Source organism: Roseburia sp. AF25-13LB (assembly GCF_003478915.1).
In the GTDB taxonomy this organism is placed as follows: domain Bacteria; phylum Bacillota; class Clostridia; order Lachnospirales; family Lachnospiraceae; genus Roseburia_C; species Roseburia_C amylophila.
This window is the reverse complement of the sequence record NZ_QUFO01000011.1, coordinates 73,620-94,259: the sequence shown is the minus strand read 5'-3', so window position 1 is coordinate 94,259 and position 20,640 is coordinate 73,620. Positions and strand designations below refer to the sequence as shown.

General features: G+C 41.8%; 22 protein-coding genes. 11 read left to right on the top strand and 11 right to left on the bottom strand.

The features are described 5' to 3' along the window. The 4 genes from DWY37_RS13745 to DWY37_RS13730 all read right to left on the bottom strand — a co-directional run. On the bottom strand, positions 1 to 431 hold a 431-nt coding region (locus DWY37_RS13745; protein ID WP_158576455.1), incomplete at its 3' end, for a MobA/MobL family protein. Then, positions 407 to 712 (bottom strand): hypothetical protein, encoded by a 306-nt coding sequence (locus tag DWY37_RS13740; RefSeq protein ID WP_118333199.1) that lies wholly within the window; start codon positions 710 to 712, stop codon positions 407 to 409. The genes DWY37_RS13740 and DWY37_RS13745, both read right to left, overlap by 25 nt. After that, positions 712 to 1,026 (bottom strand): hypothetical protein, encoded by a 315-nt coding sequence (locus DWY37_RS13735; protein WP_041254741.1) that lies wholly within the window; start codon positions 1,024 to 1,026, stop codon positions 712 to 714. Before DWY37_RS13735 ends, DWY37_RS13740 begins: the two co-directional genes overlap by 1 nt. Positions 1,027 to 1,170: 144 nt before the next feature. Beyond that, positions 1,171 to 1,401, bottom strand: a complete 231-nt coding sequence (locus DWY37_RS13730; RefSeq protein ID WP_003505382.1) for a helix-turn-helix domain-containing protein — start codon at positions 1,399 to 1,401, stop codon at positions 1,171 to 1,173. A 174-nt stretch (positions 1,402 to 1,575) separates the two neighbouring features. On the opposite strand from DWY37_RS13730, the gene DWY37_RS13725 reads away from it, so the two are divergent. From DWY37_RS13725 to DWY37_RS13680, 9 genes are all read left to right on the top strand, one after another. After that, complete coding sequence (locus DWY37_RS13725) at positions 1,576 to 2,205, top strand: helix-turn-helix domain-containing protein (protein ID WP_118592608.1); 630 nt, start codon at positions 1,576 to 1,578, stop codon at positions 2,203 to 2,205. A gap of 86 nt (positions 2,206 to 2,291) precedes the next feature. After that, positions 2,292 to 3,587, top strand: a complete 1,296-nt coding sequence (locus tag DWY37_RS13720) for a tyrosine-type recombinase/integrase (protein WP_118333201.1) — start codon at positions 2,292 to 2,294, stop codon at positions 3,585 to 3,587. Positions 3,588 to 3,824: 237 nt separating this feature from the next. Continuing rightward, a complete protein-coding gene (gene dfrF / locus DWY37_RS13715; RefSeq protein ID WP_002322211.1) occupies positions 3,825 to 4,319 on the top strand; it encodes a trimethoprim-resistant dihydrofolate reductase DfrF in 495 nt (164 codons plus the stop codon). An 83-nt stretch (positions 4,320 to 4,402) separates the two neighbouring features. Continuing rightward, positions 4,403 to 4,798 (top strand): SRPBCC family protein, encoded by a 396-nt coding sequence (locus DWY37_RS13710; RefSeq protein WP_010775277.1) that lies wholly within the window; start codon positions 4,403 to 4,405, stop codon positions 4,796 to 4,798. A gap of 26 nt (positions 4,799 to 4,824) precedes the next feature. After that, positions 4,825 to 5,145, top strand: a complete 321-nt coding sequence (locus tag DWY37_RS13705) for a TfoX/Sxy family protein (RefSeq protein ID WP_004612621.1) — start codon at positions 4,825 to 4,827, stop codon at positions 5,143 to 5,145. 271 nt (positions 5,146 to 5,416) lie between these two features. Beyond that, a complete protein-coding gene (locus tag DWY37_RS13695; protein ID WP_118542302.1) occupies positions 5,417 to 5,878 on the top strand; it encodes a hypothetical protein in 462 nt (153 codons plus the stop codon). Positions 5,879 to 6,005: 127 nt separating this feature from the next. Next, positions 6,006 to 8,384 carry an endonuclease MutS2 gene (locus DWY37_RS13690; RefSeq protein WP_118542300.1) on the top strand — a complete coding sequence of 793 codons (2,379 nt, stop codon included), beginning with the start codon at positions 6,006 to 6,008 and terminating at the stop codon, positions 8,382 to 8,384. Between the two features lie 41 nt (positions 8,385 to 8,425). Then, positions 8,426 to 9,127: a response regulator transcription factor gene (locus DWY37_RS13685; RefSeq protein WP_117698358.1), complete on the top strand. Its 702-nt coding sequence runs from the start codon at positions 8,426 to 8,428 to the stop codon at positions 9,125 to 9,127. Beyond that, positions 9,124 to 10,545, top strand: a complete 1,422-nt coding sequence (locus tag DWY37_RS13680; protein ID WP_117698357.1) for a HAMP domain-containing sensor histidine kinase — start codon at positions 9,124 to 9,126, stop codon at positions 10,543 to 10,545. Before DWY37_RS13685 ends, DWY37_RS13680 begins: the two co-directional genes overlap by 4 nt. 48 nt (positions 10,546 to 10,593) lie before the next feature. Here the strand turns inward: DWY37_RS13680 and DWY37_RS13675 are convergent, their stop codons facing one another. Genes DWY37_RS13675 through DWY37_RS13650 form a run of 6 tightly spaced genes read right to left on the bottom strand, consistent with a single transcriptional unit; the run spans position 10,594 to position 17,412 of the window. After that, positions 10,594 to 11,535 (bottom strand): transketolase family protein, encoded by a 942-nt coding sequence (locus DWY37_RS13675; protein WP_022242751.1) that lies wholly within the window; start codon positions 11,533 to 11,535, stop codon positions 10,594 to 10,596. Beyond that, positions 11,523 to 12,359 (bottom strand): transketolase, encoded by an 837-nt coding sequence (locus DWY37_RS13670; RefSeq protein WP_118542298.1) that lies wholly within the window; start codon positions 12,357 to 12,359, stop codon positions 11,523 to 11,525. The genes DWY37_RS13675 and DWY37_RS13670 overlap by 13 nt, the downstream gene beginning before the upstream one ends. 19 nt (positions 12,360 to 12,378) lie before the next feature. Next, complete coding sequence (gene tpiA, locus DWY37_RS13665) at positions 12,379 to 13,164, bottom strand: triose-phosphate isomerase (RefSeq protein WP_022242753.1); 786 nt, start codon at positions 13,162 to 13,164, stop codon at positions 12,379 to 12,381. 13 nt (positions 13,165 to 13,177) lie between these two features. After that, the gene (locus DWY37_RS13660) at positions 13,178 to 13,618 is read right to left on the bottom strand and encodes an RpiB/LacA/LacB family sugar-phosphate isomerase (protein WP_117947364.1); all 441 of its coding nucleotides are present in this window, start codon (positions 13,616 to 13,618) and stop codon (positions 13,178 to 13,180) included. A 5-nt stretch (positions 13,619 to 13,623) separates the two neighbouring features. Next, positions 13,624 to 15,363, bottom strand: a complete 1,740-nt coding sequence (dhaL, locus tag DWY37_RS13655) for a dihydroxyacetone kinase subunit DhaL (protein WP_117947365.1) — start codon at positions 15,361 to 15,363, stop codon at positions 13,624 to 13,626. A 60-nt stretch (positions 15,364 to 15,423) separates the two neighbouring features. After that, a complete protein-coding gene (locus DWY37_RS13650; RefSeq protein ID WP_117947366.1) occupies positions 15,424 to 17,412 on the bottom strand; it encodes an alpha/beta hydrolase family protein in 1,989 nt (662 codons plus the stop codon). A 346-nt stretch (positions 17,413 to 17,758) separates the two neighbouring features. On the opposite strand from DWY37_RS13650, the gene DWY37_RS13645 reads away from it, so the two are divergent. Both DWY37_RS13645 and DWY37_RS13640 read left to right on the top strand, forming a co-directional pair. Further along, a complete protein-coding gene (locus DWY37_RS13645; RefSeq protein ID WP_022242757.1) occupies positions 17,759 to 18,541 on the top strand; it encodes a DeoR/GlpR family DNA-binding transcription regulator in 783 nt (260 codons plus the stop codon). A 28-nt stretch (positions 18,542 to 18,569) separates the two neighbouring features. Next, the gene (locus DWY37_RS13640) at positions 18,570 to 19,817 is read left to right on the top strand and encodes a 6-phosphofructokinase (RefSeq protein WP_117947402.1); all 1,248 of its coding nucleotides are present in this window, start codon (positions 18,570 to 18,572) and stop codon (positions 19,815 to 19,817) included. An 80-nt stretch (positions 19,818 to 19,897) separates the two neighbouring features. Here the strand turns inward: DWY37_RS13640 and nagB are convergent, their stop codons facing one another. Then, positions 19,898 to 20,629, bottom strand: coding sequence for a glucosamine-6-phosphate deaminase (gene nagB / locus DWY37_RS13635; RefSeq protein WP_117947368.1), 732 nt, complete (start codon positions 20,627 to 20,629; stop codon positions 19,898 to 19,900). Positions 20,630 to 20,640 lie beyond the last annotated feature (11 nt).

Sequence of the window (20,640 nt, the reverse complement as noted above, 5' to 3'; positions counted from 1 at the left end):
TTTTGAATATATTCGGTTGTATAATCAATCTGTTCCTGTCTGCTCCATTCTTTCGGCAGGGAAAATTCAAATGAGCGTCCAAGCTGTGCATCTGCATTTTTTTCTATCTTTAAGACCTCATTCCATAGACGCTGTTTCTGAAATGTGATTTTAAACTTTTCCAGTGCGGCATCTTTATCATCCGCTCTTTTATAACGGATAGACTGTTGAAACCTTTTTATATTTTCTTCCGGTACATGCAGCCATTCAGGAGGTGCATTTTCGCACATCATCAGACTGGTGTAGACGACTTCCTTTTTGGAAGTATAGTAACTGATTCTGCCTGTTTCCTCATTCTTCATCACATCTCCATTAAGATATGCCGATGCGGATATGACAGATTTTCCTTTACTGCGCCCGACAATCTTTACTGTAAAGTGAAATATCGCCATGATACGATTCCCCCTTTCTGCCGTATCCGGCATTGATTTCCGACAGCATCTTCTTCTGATTTTGCAGGAGTGAAGCTGTCGGAACGCCCTCTGCGCAAGAGTGCCCCCTGCGGCATGAGCAGGTCTGGCTGAAAGCCCCGCCGACGGAACGAGCCCGGCAAGCGTAAGCGCAGACCGGTTGCCACTTGTGGCAAACTTATAAGGACGACCTCTGGTTGTCCATAAGTGCGCCCTTCATTCAAAGGCAATGAAGGGAATGGAAAACCCACTCCCTCCGCCATTACACTTCCTCCATGTCTGTAACTAATTCTTTCTGCATCGCTTTTGAGAAAAACTTCCCGTTTGTTTCCTGCCTTTTTAAGAATCCTATCAACTTTGGTAAATCTTCCTCCTCAATCGGACAGCCAAGAACCGATTCCACCGCTCCTCCAATCTGACAGAGCCTGTGGGTTCGTTTTTTACTTTCTTCCGCTTTCTTTCTCTTTTCCAGTTCCTTCCGCTGTGCTATGAGCTTTTTTGTAGCTTCAATGCTTTCCTGTTCCTTTTTCTCTAATGCACGTATTCTTTCTTCATAAGTCTTTGTTGATTTCGCCATATCGTCTTCATCCTCTCTTTTTCCGATAAACAACAGTTCCCGGTTGCATATCAGGAGAAGCACATGGTATAATCCTCTTGCGTGTAGGTATATCATGGCTTCGGTCTGATAGAACCTTTGGCGGTTTCGTAGGAAGCCGCCTTTTTAAGTTGCCACATTTCTTGTGACAGCTTTTACATTTCCTTTATCCCTCAGATCTCGCCCCTCGTTGGCTTCCATGAACTTTTCCAGAATGTCAGTTTTAATAAGGACTTTTCTTCCGACTTTTAATACCGGAAGCTTCTTCCATTCAACCAGCTTTCTCAAAGTATTTCTGCCAATTCCTGTATAGTCGGCTGCTTCCTCGATGGATAATGCAATCTTTCTTTCCGTCATCTTGTCACCTTCTATTAAATTGCATTATGCAATTTTTGTTGTGCTGTTAGTATAGCGGTTTTATATTGCGTTGTCAAGCGTTATGAAATTTTAAAATTAATCATTAGATTGCATATTGCAATTACGTGAGGTACATGCTATAATTCATACATACCGAAAAAGGAGGCAATCAGCATGAAAGATAAAGAATTACGCAAGCTGATAGGCAGCAGGGCAAAACAGCGTCGTCTGGAATTAAATCTGACACAGCCTTATGTTGCAGAGAAGATGGGAGTTACCGCTTCCACAATCCTGCGTTATGAGAATGGTTCGATTGACAATACCAAAAAGATGGTGCTGGAAGGTCTTTCGGAAGCACTTCATGTATCTATTGAATGGCTCAGAGGTGAAACCGATGAATACGAAACCGATATTACGGATAAGAAAGAATTACAGATTCGTGATGCAATGGGCGATATTCTCAAACAGCTACCTCTCGACCTTAGTAAAAAGGAAGATGCTTTTTCAAAAGATTTACTGCTGTTAATGTTAAAGCAATATAACCTGTTTCTGGAATCATTCCAGTTTGCCTGCAAGAATTACAAGGGCAGAACGAATGAATCGGATATTGCAAAGGTAATGGGGTTTGAATCGAATGATGAATATAACGAGATTATGTTTCTCCGGGAGATCACCCATACTGTTAATGCCTTTAATGACATGGCAGATATTGTAAGGCTCTATTCCAAGAAACCGGAAATGGCAGAACAAAGGCTTGAAAATCTTTTATCAGAAGTTTTGTATGAGGATTCCGATTCGGTATAGAACGACAACCGGAGTTATGATATACTTACACGCAAGAAGCATTTCATCAGTTCCGATTGTCTGATATCGAAAGGAGACACACGATTATGGCAAAAGGATCTGTAAGAAAAAAAGGAAAGAAATGGTACTACCGCTTCTATGTAGAAGATGCAAGCGGCAATCTAGTTCAGAAAGAATACGCTGGAACAGAAAGCAAAAGTGAAACGGAAAAACTGCTCCGTCAGGCAATGGACGATTACGAAAGCAAAAAATTCATTGCAAAGTCGGAAAATATTACAGTTGGAGAATTACTTGATATATGGGCAGAGGAAGAATTAAAGACCGGTACTCTCAGTAATGGGACAGTCCAGAATTACCTCGGTGCAATTACCAACATCAAGAAGCATCCAATTTCAGAGAGAAAGTTGAAAAATGTAACATCTGAGCATTTACAAGCCTTCTTCAATCTGCTTTCCTTTGGTGGCACTTATCCAGATGGTTCAGAAAGAAAAGGTTATAGCAAAGATTACATTCGTTCTTTCTCGGCAGTATTACAGCAGTCATTCCGGTTTGCAGTATCACCAAAGCAATATATCACTTTCAATCCGATGCAGTATATTAAGCTGAAATACCAGACGGATGAGGTTGACCTGTTTTCTGATGATGACATGGATGGCGATATACAGCCAATTCCACGAGAGGATTATGAAAGACTGATTGAATTTCTACAGGATTACAATCCACCGGCAATACTTCCAATCCAGATAGCTTATTATGCAGGACTTCGTATCGGTGAAGCCTGTGGTCTGGCATGGCAGGATGTAAATCTTGAAGAACAGTGCCTTACAATCAGACGCAGTATCCGCTATGATGGTTCAAGGCACAAGAATATCATCGGACCAACCAAACGAAAAAAGGTAAGGATTGTTGATTTTGGAGATACACTGGCAGAGATTCTTCGTAATGCCCAAAAGGAACAGCTTAAAAACCGAATGCAGTACGGAGAACTTTACCACAAAAACTACTACAGAGAAGTAAAAGACAAAAACAGAGTTTACTATGAGTTCTATCATTTGGACGGAACAGAGAATGTTCCAGAAGATTATAAGGAAATATCCTTTGTCTGCTTAAGACCGAATGGAAGTTTGGAACTGCCAAGCACGTTAGGAATTGTTTGCAGGAAGATTGCTCAGAAACTGGATGGATTTGAAGGATTTCATTTTCACCAGTTGCGACACACCTACACAAGCAACCTTCTGGCAAATGGAGCAGCTCCGAAAGATGTACAGGAACTGTTAGGACACTCAGATGTCAGTACCACAATGAATGTCTACGCCCATTCCACAAGAAAAGCCAAGCGGGAATCCGCAAAGTTACTTGATAAAGTGGCAGGCAACGACTAAATAAAACTTTCCCTTATTTCCCTTACGATTATCTCATAAGGGCAAAAATAAGGGAAAATACATATCATTTCACTAATGAATGGGCTGGAATGTCTGTAAAATAGGGAAAGTTAGAAATATATTTCGGCAAACTTGAATTTGTCGAGCTGGTTAGTTCGAGATAATTTTGAGTTTGTTAAGATGTGGTGCACTTGATGGAATCACAGGTACGACATCATATTATGGAGGATGAAATAGATGATAGGTTTGATTGTTGCGAGGTCAAAGAATAATGTTATAGGCAAGAATGGTAATATACCATGGAAAATAAAGGGAGAACAAAAGCAATTTAGAGAGTTAACAACGGGTAATGTGGTTATTATGGGGCGAAAGTCTTATGAAGAAATCGGTCATCCGTTGCCTAATAGAATGAATATTGTTGTTTCCACCACAACAGAGTATCAAGGAGATAATTTAGTTTCAGTTAAATCATTAGAAGATGCATTATTATTGGCTAAAGGACGAGATGTATACATATCTGGTGGATATGGACTATTTAAGGAAGCTTTGCAAATAGTAGATAAAATGTATATCACAGAAGTAGATTTAAATATTGAAGATGGAGATACATTCTTTCCAGAATTTGATATCAATGATTTTGAAGTTTTGATAGGGGAAACACTTGGTGAGGAAGTGAAATATACGAGAACATTTTATGTAAGGAAAAATGAATTGAGTAGATTTTGGATTTAGGGTGTTTTCATAAATATATTGCTTTTTATGCATATATAAATTGTTGTAAGACAAATTCCAGTTTGAAAAGGGGAAATGAAAAAGTGGCAATTTCAAATATAAATACAATTATTAGTAATGATATTCAAAAAGTTTGGAACATTGTTTTAGCTGTTGATAAATATAACTCATGGCGAAGTGATTTGAGCAAAACAGAAATAATAAATGACAAACAATTTATTGAATACACAAAAAATGGATATGCTACTACATTTACCGTTACCGTTGCAGAACCATATAAACGCTGGGAATTTGATATGGAGAATAGCAACATGAAAGGTCATTGGATTGGTGTTTTTATAGACAAAGGGAATGAAACACAAATAGACTTTACAGAAAATGTGATACCTAAAAAGTGGTTTATGAAACCTTTTGTAAAAACCTATTTGAAAAAACAACAAAAGCAATTTGTTCTGGACTTAAAGAAAGCATTGGAATAATAAAATTCAAGATTGGAGGGTTGGAAATGGCTTCAAGTAAAGATTATTTACAATTTGTTTTAGAACAATTATCAGAATTACAAGAAATAACATATCGTGCAATGATGGGAGAATTTATTATTTATTATCGTGGAAAAATCGTTGGCGGTATATATGATGATAGGTTACTTGTAAAACCAACAAAGTCTGCAATTTCTTATATGCCGACAGTTACTTATGAAATTCCATACGAAAACGCCAAAGAAATGTTATTGGTGGAAGAAGTTGATAATAAAGATTTTCTGACGGGGTTATTTGATGTGATGTATGATGAACTACCAACGCCAAAACCTAAAAAGAAAAAATAAACAGCTTCTAGTTTACAATTTCATATCCATATACACAAAGCAGTTAGTTTTAGGATTGACTGCTTTTTAAAAAGACACCATTTAGGTGTAATGATGTCTTTTGGGTGTTATTTTATAGGTCATATCAAGGCTCATTCAATCGTGGTAAATTCGTGGTAAAATGAGTTTTTTCTATACTTCAAAATACTTGAAAGTATAGTGTTTATGCGGATAATCGAAAATTAGATATAAAATTTATTTTAACACTTTCGCCAAGATACTGACTCCATCCATGCGGACGGCATTTTTTATTCTCCCATATTCTCTTTTGGATAAGTATGAGCAGATGTACCGCTATTTTAATGCGGCACTTCCTTCCTTTAACCAGATTGCCTTATCCAATTTTATTGCATCTGGTGACTTTGAGCGTCACCTGCGGAAGCTGGTTAAGATAAATGAACATAAATATAATCTTCTGCTGAAATCCATCCATACATTTCTTTCTTCCTATATGGATGTAGTAGATACGCCTGCCGGTTCCCACATTATTGTCCGGATCCGCAACTGCACCAACCAGCAAAAGCTGATCGACGCCCTGTGCGAAAAGTCCATTTCCATTTATGGTGTTCAACAGTACTTCCATACTGGAACGGCTTCCGAGGATATCTTTCTATTGGGCTTTAGTTCACTGGAAGAATCAGAAATTCCAGAAGCCTGTGAAGCACTGGCAAAGGCACTGTCCGAGTTATTATAAAATCGTGGGATCAAAATATTTATCCTGCCATTTATCCGGAAACTTATTTTCAACCGCCCTTTTCACCACAATCGGTTTGGGGTATAATAGAAGCAGTGATTTTTAGTACATTTTACGGAGAATATTTATGAATCAAAAGGTTTTAAGAACATTAGAATATAATAAAATTGTAGAGCGGCTCGCGGAGTATGCTTTCGGTGCGGATACCAAGGAACGCTGTCTTTCCCTGCTTCCTTCCACCAGCCTCTCAGAGATTACCAATGCACAGCAGCAGACTAAGGATGCCATGAACCGCAGCCTGAAAAAGGGACGGCTTGACTGCTCCGGTATCAAACCGCTTTCTTCCGCCATCCGGCGTGTGGAAATCGGCGGAACCATGAATATCGAAGAGCTTCTCGGCCTCTGTAAATTATTAGAGACTGCCCGCCGGGTCAAAGCCTATGGCAGAAAGGAACGGGAAGATTTTCCGTCTGATTCCCTGAGCGAACTTTTTGATGGTTTAGAACCTCTTAGTCCTCTTTGTGATGAGATCCGCCGCTGCATCATTTCTGTGGATGAAATCAGTGATGATGCCAGCAGTAATTTAAAATCCATCCGCCGTTCCATCCGCTCAACCGGCGACCGCATCCATGCGCAGTTAAACCAGATGTTAAATAACCAGAATGTCAGAAACTGCCTGCAGGATTTTGTCATTACCATGCGTAACGGCCGCTACTGCCTTCCGGTAAAAGCCGAAGCCAAATCCCAGATTACCGGTATGGTGCATGACCAGTCCTCCAGCGGTTCTACTCTTTTCATTGAGCCAATGGCTGTGGTAAATCTGAACAACGAATTAAAAGAATTATCCATCAAAGAGCAGGACGAAATTGCCGTTATTCTTGCCACTTTATCGGCAAAAGCAGGGGAATATATTCCTGCCATTGAAACCGATTATCAGATTTTAACAGAGCTTGATTTTATATTTGCAAAAGCAGCTTATGCCTTGGAATACAATGGAATTACACCGCATTTTAATACGGAACGGAAAATTCGTATTTTAAAGGGCAGACACCCTCTGCTGGACGCAAAAAAAGTAGTTCCTATCGACATTTCCTTAGGCAGCGATTTTGACCAGCTTGTCATTACCGGCCCGAATACCGGTGGTAAAACCGTTTCCTTAAAAACTGTGGGACTTCTCACTCTGATGGGACAGGCGGGACTTCCGATTCCTTCCGGAGACCGCAGTGAGCTTGCTGTTTTTGACAATATTTTTGCAGATATTGGAGATGAACAGAGCATTGAGCAGAACTTAAGCACATTTTCTTCCCATATGACCAACATTATCCACATTTTAAAAGAAGCCAATGAACATTCCCTGGTTCTCTTTGATGAGTTATGTGCCGGAACTGACCCTACGGAGGGCGCTGCCCTGGCGGTTTCTATCTTATCTTATTTTCACAGTCGAGGCATCCGTACCATGGCGACCACCCACTACAGTGAGATTAAGATTTATGCCTTAACTACCAGTGGAATTGAAAATGCCTGCTGCGAATTTAATGTAGAGACCTTAAGTCCGACTTACCGTCTTCTCATCGGTATTCCGGGAAAAAGTAATGCCTTTGCAATTTCCAAAAAACTCGGTCTTTCCGATACTTTAATCGAGGATGCCAGAACCCGTATCAGCAGTAATGAACAGAATTTTGAAGATTTACTTTCTGACCTGGAAGCAAGCCGCATCACCATAGAGAAAGAACAGGCCGAAATCAACCGTTACAAATCAGAAATTGCTGCATTAAAACAGCAGTTAAAGAACAAGCAGGAAAAATTAGATGAAAGCCGGGATGCCATTCTTCGTAAAGCAAAAGAAGAAGCAAACCAGATTCTGCAGGAAGCCAAAGATACTGCAGATGAGGCAATCCGTAATTTCAATAAATATGGCACTACCAGACCTTCCATTCAGGAAATGGAAAAACAGCGTACCAATATCCGGGAGAAAATGGCTGCCAATGAGAAAAAGAGCTCAAAGGAAAAAGATACTGCCATCTACAATCCAAAGGTTCCAAAGAAGCTTCGTATCGGTGACAGCGTAAAAGTATTAAGTATGAATTTAACCGGAACGGTACACTCCCTGCCGAATGCAAAGGGTGACCTCTTTGTGCAGATGGGAATTCTCCGCTCCCAGGTAAACATCAAGGATTTAGTACTAATTGAAGATGCTGCTCCGGGCAGCAAGAAATATGCCAAGACCGGTGCCGGAAAGCTTAAGATGAGTAAATCCGCTTCTGTTTCCACAGAAATCAATCTGATTGGAAAAACAGTGGATGAAGCTATTGCTCTTTTGGATAAATACTTGGATGATGCTTATCTTGCACATCTTCCTTCCGTGCGCATCGTACACGGAAAAGGAACCGGTGCCCTGCGCAGTGCCGTACAGAGTCATTTGAAACGACAGTCTTATATCAAGTCCTTCCACTTAGGAGAATTTGGTGAAGGAGATGCTGGTGTTACCATTGCAGAATTTAAATAAATCAAGTATATGAACTACGTAAAACAGAAAGGAAGTTTCCTATGGCTGCAAAACAGAAAATTTTAATTGTAGATGATGATGTTAATATCGCAGAACTGATTTCCCTGTATCTCACGAAGGAATGCTTTGATACAAAGATGGTTCATGATGGGGAATCTGCTTTGAAAGAATTTGAAACCTATGCACCAAATCTGATTCTTCTTGATTTGATGCTTCCGGGCATTGATGGTTATCAGGTATGCCGTGAAATCCGGGCAAAAGCAAATGTTCCGATTATTATGTTATCTGCCAAAGGTGAAATCTTTGACAAGGTTCTCGGACTGGAGCTGGGGGCAGATGACTATATCATGAAGCCTTTTGATTCCAAAGAACTGGTTGCCAGAGTCAAGGCGGTGCTCCGCCGCTACCAGCCGGTGAAGCAGGAGCCTGTACAGCCGGATTTAAAATGTGTTACTTATCCGGATCTGGTGGTCAATCTTTCCAACTATTCCGTAGAATATTACGGCAAAACAATTGATATGCCGCCAAAGGAGTTAGAGCTTCTTTATTTTCTTGCATCCTCACCGAATCAGGTATTTACCAGAGAACAGCTTTTAGACCATATCTGGGGCTATGAATACGTAGGCGATACCAGAACCGTTGACGTTCATGTAAAAAGACTTCGTGAGAAAATTAACGATCATACCGCCTGGAGCATTTCTACGGTCTGGGGCATCGGATACAAATTCGAGGTTAAAGAATGAAGAAACGACTTTATCTGAAGCTGCTGATTGGATATGTGATTTTTGGCATTCTCGGCTTTATTCTCGTATCCACCTTCAGCTCCCACTATACTTATGAATATATTGAAGATACCGAAGTTGACCGGCTTTACAAGGAAGCCAATATGATTGCATCTACCTATGCTTCAAACTATTTCAATGAAGATATTACGGTAGATGACTTGCATGACAGTCTTGCCACCCTTAGCACTTATCTTTCTTCAGAAATATGGGTCATGAATACAGATGGTGATATTCTGATTAACTCCAATGCATCTGTGGACATGGACCACCTGACACACATTGACGGATTTAATGTGGCAGATTTTGGCAGCAAATATTACACCACCGGTTCTTTTTATAATTATTATGACGATACGCATCTTACGGTATTTTCGCCGATTACGATTAATTACAAGGTGCGTGGATATGTGCTGATTCACCAGCCGCTTTCCGTAATCACGCACCATCATGCACATTTACTGAATATTATGTACCTGACTCTGCTTCTGATTTTTATCTGTGCAACCCTGTTACTGATTATCATTGGCTTCGAGGTCTACATCCCAATCCGCAAAATGATTAAGGGTGCTGATGCTTTTGCCGAGGGCAATTTCAGTTATAAAATTCCGGTACATAAAAATGATGAAATCGGCTATCTTGCCGCTTCTCTAAATTATATGGCAAACGAGCTGAATACCCTGGAGGATGACCAGCGTAAATTTATTTCCAATGTCTCCCATGATTTCCGTTCTCCGCTTACTTCCATCAAAGGTTATGTGGAAGCCATGTTAGACGGAACGATTCCACCGGAGATGCAGGAAAAATATTTAAATATCATTGTTTTCGAGACAGACCGTTTGTCCAAGCTCACCCAGAGCCTCTTAGAGTTAAATAAATACGGCAGCCACGGCACAATGTTAGACGTCAGCGAATTTGACATTAACCAGTTAATTAAAATGACCTGTCTTACCTTTGAGGGAACCTGCAAAGCCAAACGGATTTCCTTCCACCTGATTCTTGCCGGTAAAACACTTTATGTAAAAGCGGATATGAGCAAGATTCAGCAGGTGGTTTATAATCTGATTGACAATGCCATCAAGTTCAGCCACCATGATTCTGAAATCACCATTGAGACCACCAAGAAAAGCGAAAAAGTATTTGTTTCTGTCAAGGATACCGGCATCGGAATTCCAAAAGACAGCCAGAACAAAATTTTTGAGCGTTTCTACAAAACCGACCTGTCCCGTGGAAAGGACAAGAAGGGTTCCGGTCTTGGACTCTCTATCGTAAAAGAAATTATTCAGGCACATGATGAAAATATCAACGTCATCAGTACCGAAGGAGTCGGCACAGAATTTATCTTCACCCTGCCGGCAGCCCAGCGGGAAGAGTTATAACGCAGTTTTATAAACCATCTATATAGGCTTTCCTGCTGCTTATTTGAATTATTTTACAAAGCTTTTAATCTTTGCATAAATGTTATCTGCATCCAGCCCATATTTTTTAAGCAGTTCCACTGCCGGTCCGGACTCGCCGAACGTATCGTTGATTCCGATTTTTAAAACCTGAGTCGGAGCCTTCACCGCAAGTGCATCACATACCGCGCTTCCAAGTCCGCCGATCACGGAATGCTCCTCTACCGTGACAATTTTGCCGGTCTCTTTTGCTGCTTTAACAATCAGGCCCTCATCGAGTGGCTTGATTGTATGAATGTTAATCACCTTTGCCTCGATACCGTCTTCTTTCAGTTTTTTGGCAGCCTCAAGGCTATTGCTCACCATTGCACCGGTTGCAACAATTGTCAGATCCTTTCCCTCGCGAAGAATTTCGCCTTTTCCAATCTCAAATGTATAATCTGACTCATTGTGGATGACTGGAAGTGCCAGTCTGCCAAATCGTAAGTAGACCGGTCCTTCATACTTATAGGCCGCCTTCACGGCTACACGTGCTTCCACATCGTCCGCCGGGCTAATCACAACCATACCTGGAATCGTCCGCATCAAAGCAATATCCTCGTTGCACTGATGTGTTGCTCCGTCCTCGCCGACGGTAATTCCTGCATGCGTCGCACCAATCTTCACATTCAGATGCGGATATCCGATAGAATTGCGTATCTGCTCAAATGCTCTTCCTGCTACAAACATCGCAAAAGAACTGATAAATGGAACCTTTCCACATGTAGAAAGTCCTGCTGCAACACCAGTCATATTTGCCTCTGCGATCCCACAGTCGATAAAACGTTCCGGATATGCTTTCTTAAATACAACAGTCTTGGTGGCAGCTGCCAGGTCTGCATCTAAAACAACAAGATTTTCATGCTCCCTACCCAATTCGACCAATGCATTGCCGTAACTGTCACGTGTCGCAATCTTCTTTACTTCTGACATAATGCTTCACCTGCTTTCTCTAATTCTTCCATTGCTGTCTCATATTCCTCTTTGTTCGGTGCCTTGCCATGCCAGCCTACCTGGTTCTCCATGAAGGAAACACCTTTTCCTTTGATCGTCCTGGCAATAATCGCAGTAGGCTGTCCCTTGTGCTCACGGGCTTTCTTGAAAGCTGCTGCAATCTCGTCAAAGTCGTTTCCGTTGATGCTGATCACATGGAATTTGAATGCTTTAAATTTCTCGTCGATTGGATATGGGGAATTGACCTCTTCTACCGTTCCGTCAATCTGTAAGTTATTGTTGTCCACGATTACAACCAGATTGTCAAGCTTGTGGTTGGCAGCCAGCATGGAAGCCTCCCAAGCCTGACCTTCCTGAATCTCTCCGTCACCGAGCAATATGTACACACGGTAATCCGCATGATCCATCTTACCCGCCAGAGCCATACCTACGGCTGCGGAAATGCCCTGTCCAAGTGAACCGGATGACATATCCACGCCCGGTATATGCTTCATATCCGGATGTCCCTGCAGGAAACAGCCTACATGACGAAGGCCTTTTAATTCTTCTTTATCAATATAGCCACGCTCCGCAAGGGCAGAATATAATCCCGGCGCTGCGTGTCCCTTGGATAATACAAAACGATCTCGATCCGCTTTCCCAGGATCCTTCGGTTCAACATTCATCTCCTCAAAATAGAGATAAGTCAATATATCCGCTGCGGATAATGATCCACCTGGATGACCGGAATGTGCATGATACACAGCGGTCACAATATTTTTACGCACCTCATTTGCTGTCTTTTTTAATTCGAGTTCTGTCATGCTGACTCCTTTCTACCTTCTACTTTTCACCCGTTGCCAGACAATCTGCAATCAGTCCGGCAAAACGCTTTGCATCCCATGCAACCCTTCCTACATATAAGCCATCAATATCCGGCTGTACAAAAAGCCTAGTCGCATTCTCAAGATTCACACTTCCGCCATACAGTGCCGGAACAACATCTGCGGCTTCGCCGTACAGTTCTCTTAATGTCTCTCGGATCACATGATGCTTTTCCTGTGCATACTCCACTGGTGCTGGTATACCATTGACACCAATCGCCCATACCGGCTCATATGCAATCCATACTTTATCCAGATCCTCTGCCGCAATTCCATGCAGACCAACCTTGATCTGTGTACGCAGTACCTCATCTGCGATACCGTACCCTTTCTCTTCTTTCGTCTCGCCGATGCATAGAAGACCGGTAAAGCCGTGCTTCATCGCGGCGAGCATCTTCTTGTTTTCCTCAATGTTGCTCTCTCCAAAGACATGTCGGCGCTCGGAATGACCTACCATTACAAGGTGAAGGTCAAGTTCCTCTAACATAACCGGAGAAATCTCACCGGTAAACTGACCTTCATCCTCCCAGCACATATTCTGTGCACCAAGATGGATTTCGGACTGATCCGTACTTTTTGACGCTGTTTCCAAAGACGTGTAAGACGGCAGAATGAACAATTCCATATCCGGATTCTGCATGCAAAGCTCTCTCGTTCTGTCTGCCAGCTCCTTCAGATAGCTTTCCGTCTGTGCGACATTCTTATACATTTTTAAATTACTGCCAAAATATTTCTTTCGTTTCATATGCTTTACCTGCTTATCTATTCTGATCGTACTCCACAAACGCATCAACTTTCGGCTGTGAAACACATCCCTTTACAAATTCGTTCTCGAAAAATGCCTCAACTAACAGTTCTCTTACTTTGCTTCCAATTGTAAAAGCTCCCATGCAGATGATGTTTGCATCATTACTCAAACGCGCTCTTTGTGCGGAATAAACATCCGAAACCAGTGCCGCGTATGCACCTTTTACTTTATTTGCGGAGATGGACATTCCGATTCCGGTTCCGCAGATTAAAATTCCTCTGTCGTACCCACCGGAAGCGACTGCTTCGCTGACCTTAATGGCCACGTTTGCATAGATTGGATCTTCACTTCCGAAATCCTCTACAGTTCCGTATCCCTTCTTCTCAATAAATGCTATAACCTCTTCTTTTTCTTTCTGTGCGTTTGGGTCGCATCCGATTGCTATCTTCATATTACTTATTCTCCTTTCACAAATTCTCTCATACTCTGGAAGATCAACCATGTTGAGGTTGCACCTGCATCCTGGAATCCCAATGCTCTCTCGCCGAGTGATTTTGCTCTGCCAAATCTGGCGATGCAATCCTTCGTATTTTCCACTCCGCGCAATGCGCCTGCCTCTGCCTCTTCGAGCATTTTCTCCAAACCTTCGGTGTAATGCTGCTGCATTGCTTCTACCGCTGGTGCCAGCGCATCAACCATTGTTTTGTCTCCGACGCTTGCCTTGCCACGCTCCTGGATGGCTTTCAGACTCTTCTCTTCCATTGCCTTTAAGTCCTCAGCAGTAAGGTAGTCTTTGCTCTCCGTACCAAGAGCACCTTCCAGATAAAGGCTTCCGAAGATAACACCGGAAGCACCGCCCATGCTAAGAAGCATTGCTTTACCGGCTTCCTCAAAGATACTGTATACATTTTTCTCGCCTTCCATATCAAGAAGCACTTCCTTCACATTTTTCATGCCAGTCGCCATGCCGATTCCATGATCGCCATCTCCAATTGCACTGTCCACCTCGGTCAGATACGGCTCATTCGCCAGAATCTTATCCGCGATATACAAAAGCATCTGTCTGCAGTCCTCTGCATTTAACTTCTCGTAATGCTTTCCTCTCACATAAGTGCTTGCTATCCGCTGCTTCTTTTCTTTCTTCTCTTTCTTTGGTGCTGTATCTTCAATCTCATCCGCCACTTCTCCAACAGGCTCAACCGCTCCCTTTGCGTAGAATGGACAATAGCATGGCATATCGTAATATTTCCTAAGTTCATCGTCCAGTTTCATCAATGTGATAGAAAATCCACCCATTTCCTGACTGGTACAGTAGTTATTTAAATCCGTGTCATAAATCCCGATTCCATCTTCTTTTAACAGTTCGTTTAACTTACGGAACACGATTGATAGTTCTAAAATTGTTGTGGAACCTAAGCCGTTGACCAAAACACATACTTTGTCACCACGCTTCAAGTCTGAATCTTCCATAATCTGACGGTACATTTTCTCTACCAGAACATCTGCCGGTTCCCATTTGGTTCTCTCTACACCTTTTTCACCGTGAAGTCCCATTCCGTATTCAATCTCGTCCTCACCTAATTCAAAGATGGGCTTGTCCGCTCCCGGAAGCTGAGCCGGTGCTGTGGCTACTCCGATTGTACGGGTATTGTCTCTTGCCTTCTCCGTAATTCTTGTTACTTCTTCAAGTTCTAATCCTGCATCACATGCAGCTCCGGCAATCTTGATCACAAAGACATCACCTGCGATGCCTCTTCGGTCTTCCCTTCGCTCCTTTGGTGCACTCGCCACATCGTCCTGTACACGCACATGTGCGGTCTTGATTCCTTTGGCATTCAGGAACTCTTCACCCATATCAAAATTCAGATTATCGCCTGCATAACAGCCATATACAAACAGAATTCCTTTGCCTTCATCAATGCTTTTTCCGGTTTCGTAAATATTCTTCGGATCCGGTGAAGCAAAAATGTTTCCACAGCATGCAGCATCGGCAAGTCCTGCTCCTACAAAACCGGAAAACATCGGTTCATGTCCACTTCCACCGCCGATAATCAACGACACTTTGTTTTTTCTTCTGCATCGGCTGATCACACTGTTTACTTCAGGATGTTTGTAATACATATGATGATACGCCGCAATAAAGCCTTCCATCATCTCCTCTACAATGTTATCAGGATCGTTTATAATCTTTCTCATTTCTACCTCCATACCAGATTTTAATAGCTGGGGGAGTATCCCGGATACTCCCCCAGTTTTTTAGAACCACCAGTTTGTACAGTACAATGTCATTGTGTTTGCGCAACCAATCACTGTAAACAGGATTGTATTCATGAGTGCTCCAATATAAACCTTTCCAGTCTTCTTATAGAATCTTCTGGAAATGATGGTGCACACAGTCAGGTTAATGAATAATGGCCATGTAAGCATTACGCGTGCACTATCGAGTCTTACAACTCCTTTTGAGATCAGTCCTGAGTACTGGTAGACCCAGATGCATACAAGACCAATAATGTTTGCAAGGCACATCAGTAATGTATTTAACCACTCTTTTCTTCCTGCCACCATATTGCAAAGGTTCTGACACAGTGCATTTGCAAAGTAGAATACTGCAACTAATGGGATAAATCTTAATGCAATCAGGAGCGATCCACTTGAAGGCCACTTGATCACATAGCTGATAAAACGGAAATCTACTCCGAAGAAGTACTTCGCAAAGCCTACAACACCATATCCAAATCCAATTGATGCAAGTACGATTAAAATAGTCTTACCTACATTGGACCTGCTCATCTTTAAGTTCCAGTCAGCAGGTTTTACACCATTCTTCTTACTAACCAGGAAATAACCGATTGCGAAGAATGCTAATCCAAGGAGTCCTGCCGCACCTGTCCACATACCCTGTTCTAATGTTAATCCCTGTGGCCAGATCTTCGTTCCGAAGAGTGATCGTGTCGCGAAATCTGCTCCCTTGTGGGCACCAATCCACTGCTCTAATGGAATCATGAATGTTGCCGGAAGTAATCCGCCTAATGCTAAGAATACCCAGTAAATTACATTTCCTTTGACACCCTTTGGTGCTGCCGGAACGTAGATGTCGCTTTCCTTCTTGGCAAGTAATGTACCAAAGAAACCGGTTGTTAATAAAATACTTGCAAATGCATATACTGAGAGGAAGAATCCGATTACACCAATGGTATTAAAGAACCACTTGTACTGGATTGTAAGGCTTCCTGCATCAATGTAATTCGGTGCTTCAAAAGCATTCTGGAAGAAGTCAACCAGATTTGATGTTGTTGCCAATGAGTAATGGTTTAAAATATGTGTCTCATAAGGCTGATATAAAACACGGATATATTTCTCCTCAGAACCCTGTACGGTTCCTTCGTAGATCTTGCCAACTTCAACATCATCGCCTTCCTGCAAATCATAATTATCAAGCTCGTTAATGAGAACTCTTGCATTGGCTGACTTATAGAAGTTTTGCGGTCCACCGGCTTCTGTCTGATAGTTGTTCTCATCTAACTGTCCGGCATCAATACCATAATCGACATCGTAGTATAACGGAATCTCGTCGCCGCTGTCCGGTGTGTCATCCGGATCATAATTTAAATGATCCTGCCATACACCATCAATGTTTAGCTGCTGATTTCCCATAAGGAATACTGCTGCTACCTGATTTACACCACCGTTTGCTTCCTGAATCTTGTTGTAAGCAAGGCAGGCATTCGCCATCTTACCGCCAAGAGAATGTCCTGTGATACCGATCTGATCCTTATCTACAAATGAAAGGCTGTTGTAAGCGTAATTTACAACATCACACATTCCTGATCCAGGAGATGTAGAAATATCCTCAAATGCAGAACCCGGGTTCGCGGTTACTGTAAAGAAAGCATCCATTGGGTTGTCTTTGTAGTTATCGGAATCTCCATGTCCGTCACAGTCCATGGACAATACAACAAATCCTCTCTTTGCAAGTTCCAGACAGGTGTAATCCTGTGTCTCTTTTGCATCGAAACTACCATGTAATGTTACAACACACGGTGCAGGCGTCTCAGCCGTTGCATTTTCCGGTTTGTACATTACGAGTGCTATCTTGTGTCCGTTTGCATCCTCAATACTAAAGTTCTGTACTTTGATGTGTCCAAAGTTCGTATTGACGAGACTTGCGCCGATCATACTGATCAAACAGATGATAAGTGCTACGACAAGCAGTCTCACATACTTTTTTCTGCTTAAATTTACCATATCGTTCTCCTTTACTTTTGTATATTGTAGTGCACTTCATACGTTGTAATTATTTTTTACCACGAATTTTTATGTACATCAAATCCAAATTTGTTAGTTTTTGAACAATTTCTAACATTTTTATATTTTTTGTTACTTCGCACATTTTCTCAATATTTCTTTATTTTCCAATATTTTCTTAATATTTTCATTTTATCAGTATAACTATTTTCCACAATCCAAATATTGTTTTTTTGTATATTTTTCATGAATCAAACATTTTTGAACATTTTCTAACATTTTTAAGTTGTATTATGTTATACTTTATACAAATAACTTGTGATTTTTTTAATGAGAGGTGAACATATTGAAGAAAAAGGAGCAACGAATCAATGAAATCTATTCCTTTTTGCAGGAATCACCTTCCCTATCGGTCAAAGATCTCTCGGAAATGTTAAATGTATCCGAGATGACGATACGGCGGGATCTGAAATATTTAAAAGAGAATAACCTGTTTGTGCGCAGTCACGGAATCCAGTTGCCGGTCAATGACAAGTCTATGATTACAAATATTGAAAGCGAATACACGCTTCACTCGGAACAGACGAAGTTTGCGAAGGAAAAACAGATGATAGGACAGTTTGCCGCGTCACTGATTCAACCGAACGACACCATCATCCTCGATTCCGGTACAACGATTGCAGCTATGGCATATTTTATTCCGGAACATATTAATCTGAATATTACATGTTATAACTACTATACATTAACGCAGCTTTTCCCAAAGGAAGGCATCCAGCTCACGTTAGCAGGCGGTCTGCTGCACAAGGCAGATCAGATGTTTGAATCTTCCTATGCCAATGAACTGATCAGAAGCCGCCGTGCCAGCAAGTTCTTCCTTGCTGCATCCGGTATTCACGAAGCACTCGGCATCACCTGTGCGCACAACTATGAAGTTCTGACGAAAAAGGCGGCAATGAGCTCTTCTCTTTCCACAATTCTCGTAGCAGACTCCAGCAAGTTTGGACTGGTACGTTCTGCTTTTGTTGCACCGCTCAATTCCGTCGATGCAATTGTCACAGACAGCGGCATTACGGATGAATGGAAAAACATTATTCAGGATATGGGTATCAAACTTTATATCGTATAGGAGGAGGATTTTTACCATGACACAGCATATAAATTTACCTAATTGCATCGTTGCGCAATCCGGCGGTCCGACCGTTGCAATCAATGCCAGTCTTGTGGGCGTCATCCGCGCATCTATTGGACATTATGGAACAGTCTACGGTTCGATCAATGGTATTCTCGGTATTCTGAACCAGCATTACTTAAATCTTACGGAGCTGGCGGCTTCCGGCAAAGACACATTACAGCGGCTTGCAACTACACCGGCCATGTATCTGGGCTCGTGCCGCTACAAATTAAAGGATTACCATGAAGATGCATCCGATTATGAGAAGATTTTTGCACAATTTAAGGCTTTAAACATTAAGGCATTTTTCTATATCGGTGGAAATGATTCAATGGATACCGTGTTAAAACTTTCCTCTTATGCTGACTCAATCGGTAGCAATATTCAGATTATAGGCATCCCAAAGACCATCGACAACGATCTTATGATTACCGATCACACTCCGGGCTTTGGCTCTGCTGCAAAATACATCGCATCTACACTCCTTGAGATTGCGCATGACACGATTATTTATCCAGTTAAAAGCGTTACGATTATCGAGATTATGGGACGCGACGCCGGCTGGCTGACGGCTGCATCCGCACTCGCTCGCAATTCATATTGCAGCGCGCCGCACCTGATCTATCTTCCGGAGAGTGATTTTAACACCGAAAGTTTTGTTGAAGATGTGCGTGATCTTCTCACCGTGCAAAACAATGTGATTGTCGCCGTCTCAGAGGGAATTCATGACAGTAACAGCAATTACATCAGTGCTGGAGAAAACTCTTCCGACACATTCGGTCACAGCCAGTTGAGTGGCGCCGGAAAAGCTTTGGAACTTCTGATCAGGGCAAGCCTTCCTGTCAAGGTCCGCTCCGTTGAAATTAACATCCTGCAGCGCTGCGCAGTGCATCTCTCCTCTGCCACCGATTTAAAGGAAGCGTTCTTATCCGGAGAGAAAGCCGTATCGTTGGCTCTGCAGGGTGTCACCGCTTCGATGGTCATTATGAAACGAACCTCTGATGCACCCTATACCATTGCATACGACTACGCAGAGATCAAAAATATAGCAAACGAAGCGAAATCCGTTCCGCGCGAATGGATTAATGCCAGAGGCAACAATGTCACGTATGAGATGCTTACTTATCTCACCCCGCTGATACAGGGCGAAGTTCCGATTGCATATCACAACGGACTTCCAAACTATATGGATGTATCACATCTTTCGTCTCAAGCACAAATTTCCCAGTAAATAAAGTATATTTAAAGGGCATCGCACTAAATCATATTATGTTAGTGCAATGCCCTTTTCTTTTCTAAAATTCAGTACTTTTATTTTTTCAGTAGAGCTGTCGCTGCTCTATCTGCTATTACAGTCACATGCGGATGAAACTGTAATATGCTTCCCGGAACATGTGGTGTGACCCTTCCCTCTACAACAGACTTTACTGCTTTTGCTTTTTTTTCTCCACACGCCACAAGAAGTATTTTTTCAGCGTTCATTATTGTGCCGATTCCAATAGAAATAGCTGTTTTAGGCACATCCTCTCTTCTTTCAAAAAATCTCTGATTGGCTTCTATGGTGCTGTCTGCCAAGACAATTTCTCCTGTTTGTACAGAAAAAGAATCCGCCGGTTCGTTAAATCCAATATGTCCATTTTCCCCAAGTCCCAAAAGTTGTAATTGAATCTTCCCTGTCTTTTGTATTTCCTGTTCATACCGCAATGCTTCCTCTGAAATATCTGCGGCATCCCCTCGTGGAATATGTATATTTTCTTCCTTCATATTTATATGTTCAAACAAATTTTTCTTCATAAAATAATGGTAACTCTGCTCGTGTTCTGCTGCAAGTCCCACATATTCATCCAGATTAAATGTTTTTACATCTGAAAAATCCAACTTTCCATTCTGATACATTGTGATTAATTCTTTATAAAGTCCCACAGGAGTGGAACCAGTTGCCAGACCTAAAATTGTGTGCGGATTTTCTATAACCTCCGCCGCAAGAAGTATTGCTGCAAGCCTGCTCATTTCTTGATAATTTTCGACAATTTTTACTTCCATATTGTATCTCC

Coding starts and splice junctions, on each gene's coding strand:
- DWY37_RS13740 (WP_118333199.1), bottom strand. CDS start 712: ATGGCGGAGGGAGTGGGTTTTCCATTCCCTTCATTGCCTTTGAATGAA.
- DWY37_RS13735 (WP_041254741.1), bottom strand. CDS start 1,026: ATGGCGAAATCAACAAAGACTTATGAAGAAAGAATACGTGCATTAGAG.
- DWY37_RS13730 (WP_003505382.1), bottom strand. CDS start 1,401: ATGACGGAAAGAAAGATTGCATTATCCATCGAGGAAGCAGCCGACTAT.
- DWY37_RS13725 (WP_118592608.1), top strand. CDS start 1,576: ATGAAAGATAAAGAATTACGCAAGCTGATAGGCAGCAGGGCAAAACAG.
- DWY37_RS13720 (WP_118333201.1), top strand. CDS start 2,292: ATGGCAAAAGGATCTGTAAGAAAAAAAGGAAAGAAATGGTACTACCGC.
- dfrF (WP_002322211.1), top strand. CDS start 3,825: ATGATAGGTTTGATTGTTGCGAGGTCAAAGAATAATGTTATAGGCAAG.
- DWY37_RS13705 (WP_004612621.1), top strand. CDS start 4,825: ATGGCTTCAAGTAAAGATTATTTACAATTTGTTTTAGAACAATTATCA.
- DWY37_RS13695 (WP_118542302.1), top strand. CDS start 5,417: ATGCGGACGGCATTTTTTATTCTCCCATATTCTCTTTTGGATAAGTAT.
- DWY37_RS13690 (WP_118542300.1), top strand. CDS start 6,006: ATGAATCAAAAGGTTTTAAGAACATTAGAATATAATAAAATTGTAGAG.
- DWY37_RS13685 (WP_117698358.1), top strand. CDS start 8,426: ATGGCTGCAAAACAGAAAATTTTAATTGTAGATGATGATGTTAATATC.
- DWY37_RS13680 (WP_117698357.1), top strand. CDS start 9,124: ATGAAGAAACGACTTTATCTGAAGCTGCTGATTGGATATGTGATTTTT.
- DWY37_RS13675 (WP_022242751.1), bottom strand. CDS start 11,535: ATGTCAGAAGTAAAGAAGATTGCGACACGTGACAGTTACGGCAATGCA.
- DWY37_RS13670 (WP_118542298.1), bottom strand. CDS start 12,359: ATGACAGAACTCGAATTAAAAAAGACAGCAAATGAGGTGCGTAAAAAT.
- tpiA (WP_022242753.1), bottom strand. CDS start 13,164: ATGAAACGAAAGAAATATTTTGGCAGTAATTTAAAAATGTATAAGAAT.
- DWY37_RS13660 (WP_117947364.1), bottom strand. CDS start 13,618: ATGAAGATAGCAATCGGATGCGACCCAAACGCACAGAAAGAAAAAGAA.
- dhaL (WP_117947365.1), bottom strand. CDS start 15,363: ATGAGAAAGATTATAAACGATCCTGATAACATTGTAGAGGAGATGATG.
- DWY37_RS13650 (WP_117947366.1), bottom strand. CDS start 17,412: ATGGTAAATTTAAGCAGAAAAAAGTATGTGAGACTGCTTGTCGTAGCA.
- nagB (WP_117947368.1), bottom strand. CDS start 20,629: ATGGAAGTAAAAATTGTCGAAAATTATCAAGAAATGAGCAGGCTTGCA.